The following is a 13,259-nucleotide window of genomic DNA, read 5'->3' as shown; positions in this document are numbered from 1 at the left end:
GGGGGCTTTGCGCAACCGGACGGCTATGTGTTGGCAGTGAAATGGGCAGCGCGCATAGGCGCGATCATGGTGCCAGCCATTGTCCTGCCCAATTATCCCCACGAACAAACCGCGCGCGGCGATGGTCGCGGCCAAGATGCAGCACATCCATTGCCTGCACATGCAGCCGCAGAACCGCAAAGCATGCGGGGTCAGGGTGTTTGACATAGGCAAGCCCATCTGTGACCGGCTGCCCCGGCGCGGGGTTGCTTCCATATGCGATGCGAGATGTCTCTGGCACCAGCGCCCAGATTTCGGCCACATCCATTCCTGTGAGGATTGTCGCACGGACCTCAAGGCGCAATTGCAGATGCGCCGTCCCATCCCAGACATGCAGAGCAGCCAAGGGATTTGCGCGCAACTCCGTCACTTTGGTCGAGTTGATATCCGTGTGAATGTCCACAGTGGCCGACATACTGTCGGCCGCGCGCAATACCACTGTCCTTGCTTGCGGCATGCCTGCTGGCGAAACAGTTGCAAGCGTGGGGTGCCGCGCCGCTGCGCGACGGACGCGGACCCCGCGCGCCAGTCGCGTCCAGACTTGTGCATGAAGCTCGGCCAGATCCGATGCCCAAGGGTGAGGGTCAGGATTCACTTGTAAACCTCGCGCCGGGTGCCGAAGGCGCGCACCCGTTTGCGCCAGGCGCGGTAGCTTCCCGGTTTCAGACTTTGACGCATGAGGATTTTGACCTGATCCGGCCCAAGCCCGTGCTGCGCACGAATTTGCTCAAAACTGACATGATCGCTCAGCGCCATCTCAATGATCTCGCTGGTTGTGGCAGGGTCCGGGGAATGTCTGGTCATACTCTGCAATCCTGTGTTTCAGGCGATGGACCTGTTTTCTTCGCAGCAAAAGTCAAACACCTGCGCCAGAGTGGTTTTTCATGCCTTAGCCCCGATACGGCGTCGTCACCTCAGCAGGGATCAGCCCGCGCAAGGCATTTCCCATGAACACCTGTGTTGCACGGTGCAGATCATCCAAGCTCAGGCAGGCCTCGGACCACCCATCTGCAAGCAGCGCCGCGCGCAACACACCGGGCAACACGCCACATTCCTGCGCCGGTGTCAGCTTGCGCCCGTCGGGCATGACCAGAAACAGATTGGTGATTGTCCCCTCTGCCAGTTCATCACGCTCATTCAGGAACAGCCATTCATCGACATCCTCGGGCAAGCTGGCGCGCATCTGGTCATAGAATTCCCGCTGGGTTGATTTGACCGCCAGCCACGGATCGTCAGAGCGTAGTCGTTCTGACGCGACCCGAACGCGCCAGAACAAAGGCGCTATGGGAAGTGGTGCTGTCGTGACATCCAATCTGCCTTGGGCGTCCAGCGTCATACGGCAGCGCAGGGGGCTGGCGCTATCTTGGTGCATTTTCGCCCGCGCCTGTGCAACATCGAATGGAAAGCCCAGCGCATTCGCACCGCTGCCCATGCGCGCGAGGTGCAATTCGGCGTGACGCAATCCGGGATACCAGCCGAATGTCTCGATCAGGCAGGTTCCGTGTGGAACGCTTTTGCGTAGCGTGCTTTCCACAATGCTTCCTCATATTCGGCAGATGCGGTGGAATCCCAGACGACACCCCCGCCAACATTCAGCACAGCGCGCCCGTCTTGAACCATAAGCGTGCGGATCGCCACATTGAAATCGGCGCTGCCATCTGGGGCAAACCAACCAATGGCACCGCAATACGCTTCTCTCGGCGCGGGTTCCAACGCGCGAATAATCTCCATCGCGCGCAGTTTTGGTGCCCCGGTAATTGACCCGCATGGAAACAGGGCCTGAAAGACATCGCCCACTTTCTGGGTTGGCATCAAGTGTCCCGTCACCAGCGATGTCATCTGGTGAACCGTGGCATATGTCTCGACCGCGAATAACTCTGGCACCTTGACGCTGCCGATGGTGCACAGGCGGCTGATATCATTACGCAGCAAATCCACGATCATCAGGTTTTCGGCCTGAATCTTGGGGTCGCTGGCAAGTCGCGCGCGCAAGTCTGCATCTTCCTGCGCGGTCGCGCCGCGCGGCATGGTGCCTTTCATCGGGCGCGTGGCAATCTGGCCGTTTTGCGTGATGCGGAAGAACAATTCGGGGGAACGTGATAGAAGATCAGGCAGATTTTCTTGTAAAACCAACGCCCCGTGGCCGACTTTCTGCCGGTCCGATAGCGCTGAATAAAGCGCGGTCGAACTTCCCTGGACCCGCGCATCCATCGGAAAGGTCAGATTGGCCTGATAGATATCGCCAGCGCCAATCCAGTCATGCAAACGCGCAAAAGCGCGCGCATAACTCGCCCCATCCCAACGCGGTGTCAGGTCATGCAGCGCGGCAGGACCAACTGAGAGGGGCGCGGCAGCAGTTGGTCGGTCATAGACCCCGAAACACAATAGCGGCAGAATACGGTCCTGCGGCATGAGCGCTTGAAGCCGCGGTTCCAGCGCGTAGCCCAGTTCATAGGCGGCGTATCCCGCCAGCCATTTTCCGGCTTCGAGCGCCTTTTGCATTTGCAAAAAGGCTGCTTCAACGTCTGATGCGACGTGGGCCGCAATCAGATCATCCGCACCTTCAAACCATGCGGCGCGCCCATCAGGACCGTGGTCAAACCGAATCTGCACTTGCAAGCAATCCTTTTATCATCAGCGCAGAGATAGGATAGAACCCGCACAGGCAACAAGGGGGCCACCGGGTCGCAGACGAGTTTATTGCGCGTTGCATCCTTGCTCAGATCGCCGTGCTGCCCGCCGCGCGTGCAAGTTCGCTTTCCAGATGCCGCTGGCCTTCGGCGCGCGGGCTGCTGTAACGCGCCAGAAGCAGATAGGCCACTGGTGTCAGGAACAGCGTCGCCAAGGTTGCCAGCCCAAGCCCGCCAACGACAACCCAGCCCAGCGCCTCGCGCGCCTCGGCCCCCGGTCCGGTGGACATGACAAGGGGCAACCCCCCCAGAACAGTGGAGGTCATCGTCATCATTACCGGGCGCAAACGTATGGTTGAGGCATTCAGGATCGCATCGCGCAGCTCTGCCCCTTCATCGCGCAACTGGTTGGCAAATTCCACGATCAGAATGCCGTTCTTGGCCATGATCCCCACCAGCAACACCAGCCCGATTTGCGAATACACATTCAGGCTGACCCCGGTAAACAACATGGCAAAGGCCGCACAGGCCAGCCCCAGCGGCACGGTCACCATGACCACAATCGCGGAAATGAAACTTTCGAACTGTGCCGCCAGAACAAGGAACACAATCAGCACCGCAAAGCCAAACACCAGAAAAATGCCACCCGAGGTTTCATCAAGTGTGGCGGCCTCGGACAAGGGAAGCAGGCGCTCATTGGCTGGCAGAATCTCAGCCGCAAGGCGCTCTGCCTCGGCCAGTGCTGTGCCCAGCGGGAAGCCCGGATCAAGGCTTGCCGTGACCTGCACAGCGCGCTGCTGCGATTCGCGCGTCAATTGCGGCGCGGTCGCGCGTTCTTCAAGGCTGATGAAGCTGGAAATTGGCAGGATCTGCCCTGCATCCGTGCGGACGAAACTCTGCTCTAGATCGCTTGGGTCGCGCACCGGCGTTCTGGTCGAGAGCATCTGGATGTCAAAACTGCGGTCGTCGATGAACACACTGCCCACGCTGCTGCCATCCAACATCGCTTGCAGCGCTTCACCCAGCCCATCAAGGTTCACACCCAGATCCGATGCGCGGTCGCGGTCAACCTCAATGGAAAGCTGCGGCTGGGTTGTCTCGAAATCCAGCCGGACCTGCCCGAAACGCGGGTCTTCGTTCATCCGGTCGACCAGCACCTGCGCATTGTCGGCAAGGTCGTCGTAATTGCTGCCCAGAATTGCAAAGCGCAGACCCTGCCCCGCACCGCGTATGCGCAAGGAATTCGGCTGTATGGCAAAGGCCCGAACACCGATGACATTGCGCAAACCTGCATTGATCTGGCCGACGATTTCCTGCTGGCTGCGGTCGCGCTGATCCCAATCGGCCAAGGTCATGACCATGAAAGCGCGGTTATCGCCACCGCCAATACCAACGATCGAGAAGAGGTTTGTCACCTCTCCCGAAGCGCGAAGGGGGGCAATGATCTGTTCAATCTCGCGGACCTTGCCATCTGTATATTCAATAGACACGCCTTGCGGCGCAGTTACACTTAGCAGCGCCACGCCCCGATCTTCGGGCGGGGTCAGTTCCTGTGGAATGGTCTGCGCTGCAAACCAGCCCGATGCGGCAAATAGCAACGCGGCCACAATCACCGCCACGGGCTGCATTAACGCACGGTCGAGGGCCTTGGCGTAAACCCCTGCCATCCATGTGCCAAATCGGGCAACCGGCCCGGTGCCTGCCTTGGTGTCGCTTTCGCGCAGCAAACGGCTGGCCAATACGGGGCAAAGCGTCAGTGCGACAACTGACGACAACAACACCGCCATCGCAAGTGTAAAGCCGAATTCCCGAAACAACCCGCCTGCCTGACCGGGCAGAAATGACAAGGGCACAAACACCGCCGCCAATGTGGCTGTCGTGGTGACAACGGCAAAAAACACCTGCCGCGTACCCAGCACCGCCGCAGCGCGTGTACCCAACCCTTGCCCCCGCCGCCGCACGATGTTTTCCAGCACCACGATAGCGTCGTCCACAACCATGCCCGTGGCTAGAACCAGTGCAAGAAGCGTCAGGATATTGACCGAGAAGCCGACGATATAAATCGCAGCCACGGTCCCGATGAGGGCAATTGGCAGCGTTACGGCGGGCACGAAAGTGGCCCGCGCATCGCGCAAAAACAGATAAATCGTGGCAATCACAATCAGCAGCGCGATGCTAAGCGTTTTCATGACTTCAACAATCGCACCGCCGACAAAAGTGGCTTCATCCGAGGTTACGAAAATGCGCACATCTTCTGGCAGAATACCTTGCAATTCATCCACGATGGCGCGGACATTGCTTGAAATATCCAGCGTGTTGCTTTGCGCTTGCCGGATAATACCCAGCCCGATGCCCGTCTCGCCATTGGCGCGCAAAATCGTCTCGCCGGGGGCCGGGCCAAGGGTGACCACCGCCACATCGCCAAGGCGGACATCCCCACGCAGAACAAGCGATTCAAACGCCTGCGGGGTCTGCACATTGGCGGTTGTGCGCACCTGAATACTCTGGCGGTCATTGGACAGTGAACCTGCCGGCACGTCGAAAGAGACATTGCGCAAAGCAGCGCGAATATCCGCAATACTCAGGCCCCGCGCAGCAAGTTCCAGCATGTCGATATCGACACGGAAAATCGCTTCTCTGGCGCCGAACACCTGTAAATCAGCAACGCCGGGTGCGGAAATCAGGCGATCTTCGACCAATTCTTCTACAAGTTGCGTCAGATCCTGCACCGAACGGGCGTTCGATGTGACACTGATGCGCATGACAGCGTCAGAATCGGAGTCTGCCTTGATGATGCGCGGTTCCTGCACATTATCGGGCAAGGCATTGCGGATACGGCCAATCGCATCACGAATATCGGTCGCCGCAACATCTATATCCGTGGAATCGCTGAATTCGGCCACAACGCGCGACCGCCCGAAACGCGATTCTGAGGAAATGCTTTGAACGCCTGCAACCCGCCCGACAGCCCCTTCGATCCGGCTGGTCACTTCGCGATCAATGCTTTCAGGACCAGCACCGCTGAACTGTGTGGTCACCGTAATCACGGGGCGGTCCACATTAGGCAACTCGCGCACTTCTACCGCAAAAAGACCGGCCAACCCGGCAATCACGATCAACGCGCTGAAAACAAATGCCAGAATCGGACGGCGCACGAATAGCGCAATGCCAGAACGGGCAACTTCGCGCATTTCGGTATCAGTCTGGGAACTGTTGTCGGCAGGCGCTGTCATGTCGATACTCGCATCAGATATCTGGGGATGTTTCGGATTGTTCGGCGCTTCCGCTGGCTTGAATGGTTGCGTCTTCGACAATTTCGCCCTGTGGAGCAGGAACAATCTCTCGGGGGGATACTTCTGCGCCGGGGCGCAGGTTCTGAACGCCCTCGATCACAACAATCCGTCCCGCTTGCAGATCGGCGCGCACCAGCACGGCATCATCGCGGCGCTGCACGATTTCCACGCGGACGCGTTGCGCCTTGCTTTCATCATCCAGCGCCCAGACAAAGGCCCCGTCACGATCCCATTGAATGGCAAGCGGATCTACCAGCGGCAAGGGTTCGCCGGGTAATTCAACACTCACGCGAAACGCCATTCCGGGGCGCAGGCGGTCGTCCTCGTTCTCGATCTCGCCCTGAATGCGCAGGGATCTGTTGCCCTGATCTACCCGCGCATCAGTTGCGCGCACCTGGCCTTGCAACATTTCTCCCGGGCGCGACAGCGGGTTGGCTTGCAGCGCATCGCCCACCCCGACTAACCCGACAAACCGTTCCGGTACGTCGAAATCAATCAGCAATTTGCTGCGGTCATCCAGTCTGGCAAGTTCTGTGCTTGTCGTGACCTGATTGCCAGGTTCCAACGCGATCAGGCCGATCCAGCCTGAAATCGGCGCTGTGATTTGGCGGCGGCGCAATTCGAATTCGGCATCGCGCAGATCCAGCGTCGCGCGGTTCAGGGCCAGCTCTGCTTCATCAATCTGCACCTGCGTGGCTGACCCGCTGTCGCGCAGTTGCGCAACACGGTCGACACGCGCCTGCGCATCGCGCAGCGCCAGTTCCGCACGGGCAAGGGCGAGTTGCTGTGCCTCGACTGTCAATTCGGCGATCAGGCTGCCCGCCTCGACCCAGTCCCCGGAAGAAACGGCAACATTCTCCAACGTTCCAGCCACTTCGGAGGTCAAGGTCACACCACGCAAGGGGCGCGCTGTCCCAATGGCCACTAGACGGCTATCAGCGTCGGCATTCGCAACCTCTTGTGCAACCACCTGTATCTCACCCCCCCTGCCAAATGGGGGGCCACCGCCGCCCGCGCCGTTGCTGGCCTCTGGGATGGGCAATCCAACGGCGCGCATGGGCGCAAGCAAGCCTGCCCTTTCCAGCATGGGATGCGATGCAGGCAGGAAAACCGCCCAACCAATCAGGCTGACAATCAGCAATCCAAAGCATATTGCGCCAAGTCTAATCCAATAGGTCATTCTTTTTCCCGGCCAGGCCACATTATTTGCGAAAGCTTAGCCCATATTCCTGTCGCGCACAGGCTGCAATTTTCTTAACACGTACATTTTATCACATGTGGCGTTGATTTAAGCGTGTTGCAATTTGTGATAGTGATACTTGCGCGGGCGGGTTTCAGATCACTTTGCCTCTATTTGCTTGTGATTATCAGCCCGAAAGCGCCATGCGACATTTCGCCGATGCGCTGGCCGTTCCGGCGGTATAGCGCCCGTTTTCAGGCAAAGGGATATTCCCGTCTAAAAATAACGCTTGCCCCATCAACGGTCTTTCTGCGATATGTTTCGTAGAACATATCAGTGAGAGGCGCGATGCCGCTTTCCTTCTCTCTCAGACCAGCGGCCACTGCGCTTTCGGTTCTGTGCATCACTGCACCGGCCTATGGTCTGGCCGATCATCTGACAGTGTTTGCGACATCCAGCCTGACCGATGCCGGCACCGCGCTGGCGGATGCGTGGGAAACCGAAACAGGCCATAACGCGACCTTTTCCTTTGCGGGCTCATCAGCCCTGTCACGCCAGATTCAACTGGGCGCGCCCGCAGATATTTTCATCTCGGCCAGCACAGACTGGATGGATGCGCTGGACGCTTCCGGTGATTTGCGCGCAGGCACGCGGCGCGACATTCTTGGCAATACACTTGTTCTGGTCGCGAATGGCAACGAAGCCGCGGCCCTCACGATAGACGAGACACTTGATCTTGCTGGTATGCTGGGCAACGAACGGCTTGCCATGGCGCTGGTCGATGCGGTTCCGGCGGGCATTTATGGCAAGGCGGCGCTGACCTCGCTCGGGCTCTGGGAAAGCGTGGAACCGCTGGTCGCACAATCCGACAATGTCCGCTCGGCCTTTGCCTTTGTTGCGCAGAACGAAGCGCCCTTGGGCATTGTCTATGCGACCGACGCAATGGCCTCTGACACGGTCAGCATCATCGGTGTTTTCCCTGAAGGCAGCCATGATCCGATCGTTTATCCGGCCGCGATCACGGCGCAGTCAACCAGCCCCGTTGCAGCAGAATTTCTGGAATTCCTGACATCTGAAACCGCCCGCGACATATGGGAAAGATATGGGTTCAGCGTGCTGGAATGATGGGGGCTGACTGGGCAAACTGGCTTGGCCCTGCCGAATGGCAAGCGGTGCGACTGTCAATCCGGGTGTCCTTCTGGGCCACTCTGGTCAGCCTGCCGCTGGGCATATTCGTGGCCTATGTGCTGGCCCGGTGGGATTTCTGGGGCAAGCAGGTGCTGAACGGGCTTGTGCATCTGCCACTGATTCTGCCGCCAGTTGTCACCGGGTATCTGTTACTTGTCACCTTCGGGCGGCGGGGCAGCGCAGGGCAGGTGCTTGAAGCATGGTTCGGGATAATCCTGTCTTTTCGTTGGACAGGGGCCGCCGTGGCCGCAGCCGTCATGGCCTTTCCGCTGATGGTGCGCGCCATCCGGCTGGCAATCGAAGCTGTTGACCCCAAACTGGAAGCCGCCGCCAGCACTCTTGGTGCATCGCGGCTTTGGGTCTTCGTCACGGTCACACTGCCGCTGATCCTGCCGGGCGTTATTGCAGGCGCGATCCTTGCCTTTGCCAAGGCGATGGGCGAATTCGGCGCGACGATTACATTCGTGTCAAATATTCCCGGGCAGACGCAGACCATCCCCTCGGCGATCTACGCGTTTTTGCAGGTTCCCGGCGGCGAAGAAGCAGCCGGTCGTCTGGTCATCGTAGCGATTGTCATCGCCATGTCAGCCTTGCTGGTATCGGAATTTGTGGCGCGGCGCGTGGCCAGACTGGTGGGCGGGTCATGACCTTGCAGGTTGCACTCAGCCACCACTTCAAGGGTTTCACGCTGGATGTGGCCTTTGACGCACCAAAGGGTGTCACGGTTCTGTTTGGTCCATCCGGTTCGGGCAAGACCACGCTGGTCAATGCCGTTGCAGGGCTTTTGCGCCCGGACAAGGGCAGAATTGTCGCGGATGACTGGGTATTGCTGGACACGCAATCACGCAGGAACCTTGCCCCACATAAGCGCCGCCTTGGTTATATCTTTCAGGAAGGGCGGCTGTTCCCGCATCTGAGCGTGCGCCAGAACCTGCTTTACGGACGGTGGTTCGCGCCGCGCGGTTCACAAGACGAAAGCTTTGACCATGTGGTAGAGTTGCTGGGCATCGGACCACTGCTAACCCGACGCCCCGGCGCATTGTCAGGCGGAGAGAAGCAACGCGTTGCCATCGGTCGTGCGCTTTTGTCTGCGCCAAAGCTGATCCTTGCGGATGAACCGCTTGCCGCGCTGGATGAGGCCAGAAAGGCCGAGATATTGCCCTATTTCGAACGGCTGCGCGATGAAGTGTCGGTGCCGATCCTCTATGTCAGCCATTCATCGGCGGAAGTTGCGCGTCTGGCCACGACGGTTGTCGCCCTAAAGGACGGGCGCGTCGCCGCCTGTGGCACTCCGGCAGATGTTCTGGGCGATGTGGCCGCAGTTGGCGTGCGCGGTGCCGCCTCGGTTCTGGAAGCGCGGGTTGTGGCACACCATGCCGATGGCCTGACCGAGCTGTCGACCGCCACAGGCGCGCTGTGGTTGCCACGCATCGCTGACCTACACGGCACGACAATCCGGGTGCGCATTGCCGCGCAAGAGGTGATGCTGTCGCGCGATGCACCAAAGGGGCTATCTGCCCTAAATATCCTGCACGGGACGATAGCCGATATCCGGCTGGGCGATGGTCCCGGCGCTATGGTCACGCTAGCGCTTGGGCAAGAACGGCTGAGTGCCCGCATCACCCGCCGATCAGCACAGGCTATGGGTCTGGCCATCGGCCAGCCCTGCCACGCGATCATAAAATCTGTCGCGGTAGCCCCGGAAGATATCGGCACAGGAAGCATGAAAGAGCGAACACAATGACGCGCCCCGCCCGTCCGACCCTGTCCTTCGGGATTGGCGCGGCAGTTGGGTACGCAGGTGGTCTGATCGGTCTGGGCGGTGCGGAATTCCGCCTGCCCGCTTTGGTGGGTGTGTTGCGCTTTTCAGCCCGAGATGCGGTTGCAGTGAACCTTGTTGCCAGCCTTGTTGTGCTTGCCGCTGCCTTTCCCTTCCGTGCGGCAACAGTGCCCCTGCCCGATATTGCGCCGCATATTCCTGCGATCCTTGGCATGTTGGCAGGGTCGATGTCCGCCGCATGGGTCGGCGCGGGTTGGCTGCGCCAGGTATCCGACAGGGTGCTTGGCCGTCTGATCCTGATCTTGCTTGTGGTTTTAGGCTTTGTGCTAATCATCGAAGGGGTATTCGTAGCAGCCCCTTCAAGGCTGATAAGCGACGACCCACTGGTCACATTTGTTGTCGCTGCGGCGTGCGGTGTGGGGGTCGGGCTGGTGTCATCGCTCTTGGGCGTGGCAGGGGGTGAATTGATCATTCCCATATTCATCCTGATTTTCGGCGCTGATGTGAAGCTTGCAGGCTCCATGTCCGTGCTGGTCAGCATCCCGACCATTCTGGTGGGCCTGTCACGCCATTTCGGGCCGGATTCCGTGCTGCGCACTGCCCATGTCTGGCGCACGACTTTGGTGCCACTATGCGCAGGATCGGTCCTTGGTGCCATCCTTGGCGCGTTGGCGCTTGGGGTCTTTCCCTCGCAAACCCTCAAGATCGGCTTGGGTATTATCCTGATCGTCTCTGCATGGGGTGTGTTCCGTCATCTGCCACAATCGTCGCCTGCAAAATAGCGATCATGCCGCAACAACGGAGTGGTCGACCTTTCCCAAATGCGTTGATAGGTGTTTCCAACTCGTGAAGGGAGGATGCAATGCGGATCTTGTTTACTGGCGGGTCAGGAAAAGCCGGGCGGCACGCTGTCGCTCATCTGCTGCAAAAAGGGCACCGTGTCCTGAATGTGGACCTTCAGCCTTTGACATTGGAAGGTGTCGATAACCGGATCGCTGACATCACGGATGCAGGCCAGATGTTCGATGTCATGTCCAGCTATGCGGGGTTTGACGAACTGGAACCCGGCACAGGTGTGCCTCGGTTTGATGCGGTGGTTCATTTTGCTGCCGTGCCACGTATCTTGTTGAAAAGCGACAATGAGTGCTTCCGCATCAACACGATCGGAACCTATAACGTGATAGATGCGGCCCTGAAATTCGGGGTGCGCAAGATCATCTTCGCGTCATCCGAGACGACATATGGCGTGTGTTTCGCAGATGGTTTGCGCAAGCCCGACTATCTGCCACTGGACGAAAAGCACCCAACCGTGCCCGAAGACAGCTATGCCATGTCCAAGGTGGTGAATGAAGCAACCGCGCAGTGTTTCCAACGCCGGAGCGGCGCGGATATCTATGGCCTGCGGATCAACAATGTCATGGAGCCAGACGATTACGCCAGACTTTTCCCCGGCTTTATGAAAGACCCGTCAGTGCGGCGGCGCAATTTCTTTGCCTATATCGACGCGCGCGATCTGGGGCATCTGGTGGACCGTTGCCTGCATGTGAACGGTTTGGGATTTGAAATCTTCAACGCCGCCAACGACACGCATTCCGTTGACCGCACCACAGCGCAGCTTGTGGACGAATATTATTCCGATGTCCCGATGACGCGGGAAATGGACAGATACGAGACATTCTATACCAACATAAAAGCAAAGGCGTTGCTGGGCTTTGATCCGCAACATGACTGGCGCACCATTCTTGGCAAGAATCTGTAGCTCAAGCTTGCGTCATATTCGGCCTGAAGGGGAACTGTCGCGGCGTTCAGGCATTGGGTAGGTCAGATGTTCATGCCAAAGGAGCTTGTTATGGAGACGCTTCCCCTGATCGCATTACTGTCACTTTTCACATTGGGTGCCGTGGCTGTCTTTGCGTTTGTAAGTAAACGCAAGACAGAAGAGCGCCGCGCGAATGCTGCGATTCCCAAATCCTCACTCGCGACAGACAGTCGCGGAAAAGGAGCGGTCGAGGCGCTAGATGATAAGTGACGCGCTGGCGTGTGGTCGCACCGGACAAAGGCCCGTTTGAACCTGCCAAGATGGTGGCTTCCGATTAGACCTAGGCGGTTGGCACGATCACCGTCACGGTGCAAGATACACCACTTTTTCCTTGATCCGCGGGTTCTTTGCCGGGCAAAGGTCTATTTATCGGGGCGTGAGACACTGCATTACAGCCTGTTTCAGCCTTGCCAGTTGCAGGCACAGGCAACACGACGACACGCGCGCTCACGTCACAGGGACAAGCGTGGCGTTTCTCTGTATCGACATCTTGGCGCAGCTCCAGTTTCGCGTACAGACTGACAAAAGACACCTGAAACAAACTTGCGGGGCAGCAGATGCACATATGTAGCCGAGCGTCTTTGCCCGCAATCAACAGGGCTGGGTTTGGTCCGGGCGAAGTCGCGCTTCATGCAACGCAGCCCCAAGGACAAGGCATGCCACAGGACAAGAATCGCCGCTTCTGGGACAGGATCGCCCAGCGCTATGCCGCACGCCCGCTCAAGGATGTCGCAGCCTATGAGGCGATGTTGGCTGCGACTGCGTCGCACCTGCGCCCGAGTGACCGCGTTCTGGAAATCGGGTGCGGTACAGGCGGCACTGCAATTGCTCTTGCGCCAAAAGTCGCACATTTTCTAGCCACCGACTTCTCTGCCGAAATGGTGCGGATCGCACAAGCAAAGCCCGGTGCGGATGCGGTGGATTTCAGGGTAGAAGCTGCTCAAGAAGCGCTGGATCATGGCCCGTTTGACGCAATTTGCGCCTTCAATGTGCTGCATCTGGTCGAGGATATGCCAGCATTGCTGCGGCGCATTCATGATACCCTGTCACCGGATGGGGCGCTGATTTGCAAGACATGGTGCTTTTCTGACGTAAAGCTGTGGGTGCGCGCGCTCTTTCCCGTGCTTCGGATGATCGGATTGTTCCCCGTGGCCACACAGCTTGGCGTCGCACAATTGCAGCAAACCCTGCAGGATGCGGGTTTTGAGATTGTGGAGCAGCGCATTTTCGGCGCATACCCTCAAAACCCCTTTATCGTAGCTCGCAAGGCTGGCCATCGCGCCTGAAAGCACCATCTGCAACGCAACCTCATAGCGACAGGCGGAGCGAG

The 13,259-nt window shown here is 58.8% G+C and carries 13 protein-coding genes; 7 read left to right on the top strand and 6 right to left on the bottom strand.

The window, feature by feature from the left end; genetic code table 11:
• Window positions 1-64: 64 nt before the first annotated feature.
• From EV660_RS15875 to EV660_RS15850, 6 genes are all read right to left on the bottom strand, one after another.
• Window positions 65-634 (bottom strand): pyridoxamine 5'-phosphate oxidase family protein, encoded by a 570-nt coding sequence (locus tag EV660_RS15875; protein WP_071480015.1) that lies wholly within the window; start codon window positions 632-634, stop codon window positions 65-67.
• Window positions 631-843: a DUF2805 domain-containing protein gene (locus EV660_RS15870; protein WP_071480014.1), complete on the bottom strand. Its 213-nt coding sequence runs from the start codon at window positions 841-843 to the stop codon at window positions 631-633. The genes EV660_RS15875 and EV660_RS15870 overlap by 4 nt, the downstream gene beginning before the upstream one ends.
• Before the next feature lie 85 nt (window positions 844-928).
• Complete coding sequence (locus tag EV660_RS15865) at window positions 929-1,573, bottom strand: aminotransferase class IV family protein (protein ID WP_071480013.1); 645 nt, start codon at window positions 1,571-1,573, stop codon at window positions 929-931.
• Window positions 1,528-2,652 (bottom strand): aminodeoxychorismate synthase component I, encoded by a 1,125-nt coding sequence (locus EV660_RS15860; protein ID WP_071480012.1) that lies wholly within the window; start codon window positions 2,650-2,652, stop codon window positions 1,528-1,530. The genes EV660_RS15865 and EV660_RS15860 overlap by 46 nt, the downstream gene beginning before the upstream one ends.
• A 106-nt stretch (window positions 2,653-2,758) precedes the next feature.
• A complete protein-coding gene (locus EV660_RS15855; protein ID WP_071480011.1) occupies window positions 2,759-5,902 on the bottom strand; it encodes an efflux RND transporter permease subunit in 3,144 nt (1,047 codons plus the stop codon).
• 13 nt (window positions 5,903-5,915) lie between these two features.
• A complete protein-coding gene (locus EV660_RS15850; protein ID WP_071480010.1) occupies window positions 5,916-7,142 on the bottom strand; it encodes an efflux RND transporter periplasmic adaptor subunit in 1,227 nt (408 codons plus the stop codon).
• A gap of 348 nt (window positions 7,143-7,490) precedes the next feature.
• On the opposite strand from EV660_RS15850, the gene modA reads away from it, so the two are divergent.
• The 7 genes from modA (at window position 7,491) to EV660_RS15815 (ending at window position 13,215) form a co-directional block, all read left to right on the top strand.
• Window positions 7,491-8,267: a molybdate ABC transporter substrate-binding protein gene (modA, locus tag EV660_RS15845; RefSeq protein WP_071480009.1), complete on the top strand. Its 777-nt coding sequence runs from the start codon at window positions 7,491-7,493 to the stop codon at window positions 8,265-8,267.
• Window positions 8,267-8,977, top strand: a complete 711-nt coding sequence (modB, locus tag EV660_RS15840) for a molybdate ABC transporter permease subunit (protein WP_071481948.1) — start codon at window positions 8,267-8,269, stop codon at window positions 8,975-8,977. The genes modA and modB overlap by 1 nt, the downstream gene beginning before the upstream one ends.
• Window positions 8,974-10,074: a molybdenum ABC transporter ATP-binding protein gene (modC, locus tag EV660_RS15835; protein WP_071480008.1), complete on the top strand. Its 1,101-nt coding sequence runs from the start codon at window positions 8,974-8,976 to the stop codon at window positions 10,072-10,074. The genes modB and modC overlap by 4 nt, the downstream gene beginning before the upstream one ends.
• Window positions 10,071-10,892 (top strand): sulfite exporter TauE/SafE family protein, encoded by an 822-nt coding sequence (locus tag EV660_RS15830; RefSeq protein ID WP_071480007.1) that lies wholly within the window; start codon window positions 10,071-10,073, stop codon window positions 10,890-10,892. The genes modC and EV660_RS15830 overlap by 4 nt, the downstream gene beginning before the upstream one ends.
• Window positions 10,893-10,972: 80 nt before the next feature.
• Complete coding sequence (locus EV660_RS15825; RefSeq protein WP_071480006.1) at window positions 10,973-11,869, top strand: NAD-dependent epimerase/dehydratase family protein; 897 nt, start codon at window positions 10,973-10,975, stop codon at window positions 11,867-11,869.
• A gap of 90 nt (window positions 11,870-11,959) precedes the next feature.
• Window positions 11,960-12,139, top strand: a complete 180-nt coding sequence (locus EV660_RS15820) for a hypothetical protein (protein ID WP_100319228.1) — start codon at window positions 11,960-11,962, stop codon at window positions 12,137-12,139.
• Window positions 12,140-12,585: 446 nt separating this feature from the next.
• Window positions 12,586-13,215: a class I SAM-dependent methyltransferase gene (locus tag EV660_RS15815; protein ID WP_071481947.1), complete on the top strand. Its 630-nt coding sequence runs from the start codon at window positions 12,586-12,588 to the stop codon at window positions 13,213-13,215.
• Window positions 13,216-13,259 lie beyond the last annotated feature (44 nt).

Source organism: Roseinatronobacter bogoriensis DSM 18756 (assembly GCF_004366635.1).
In the GTDB taxonomy this organism is placed as follows: Bacteria; Pseudomonadota; Alphaproteobacteria; order Rhodobacterales; family Rhodobacteraceae; genus Roseinatronobacter; species Roseinatronobacter bogoriensis.
This window is presented reverse-complemented; position numbering and strand designations above follow the sequence as displayed.

What these genes read in the sequence shown, in the direction of transcription:
- EV660_RS15830 (WP_071480007.1), top strand. Translation starts at nt 10,071, where the DNA reads ATGACGCGCCCCGCCCGTCCGACCCTGTCCTTCGGGATTGGCGCGGCA.
- EV660_RS15815 (WP_071481947.1), top strand. Translation starts at nt 12,586, where the DNA reads ATGCCACAGGACAAGAATCGCCGCTTCTGGGACAGGATCGCCCAGCGC.
- modB (WP_071481948.1), top strand. Translation starts at nt 8,267, where the DNA reads ATGGGGGCTGACTGGGCAAACTGGCTTGGCCCTGCCGAATGGCAAGCG.
- EV660_RS15820 (WP_100319228.1), top strand. Translation starts at nt 11,960, where the DNA reads ATGGAGACGCTTCCCCTGATCGCATTACTGTCACTTTTCACATTGGGT.
- EV660_RS15850 (WP_071480010.1), bottom strand. Translation starts at nt 7,142, where the DNA reads ATGACCTATTGGATTAGACTTGGCGCAATATGCTTTGGATTGCTGATT.
- modC (WP_071480008.1), top strand. Translation starts at nt 8,974, where the DNA reads ATGACCTTGCAGGTTGCACTCAGCCACCACTTCAAGGGTTTCACGCTG.
- modA (WP_071480009.1), top strand. Translation starts at nt 7,491, where the DNA reads ATGCCGCTTTCCTTCTCTCTCAGACCAGCGGCCACTGCGCTTTCGGTT.
- EV660_RS15870 (WP_071480014.1), bottom strand. Translation starts at nt 843, where the DNA reads ATGACCAGACATTCCCCGGACCCTGCCACAACCAGCGAGATCATTGAG.
- EV660_RS15825 (WP_071480006.1), top strand. Translation starts at nt 10,973, where the DNA reads ATGCGGATCTTGTTTACTGGCGGGTCAGGAAAAGCCGGGCGGCACGCT.
- EV660_RS15855 (WP_071480011.1), bottom strand. Translation starts at nt 5,902, where the DNA reads ATGACAGCGCCTGCCGACAACAGTTCCCAGACTGATACCGAAATGCGC.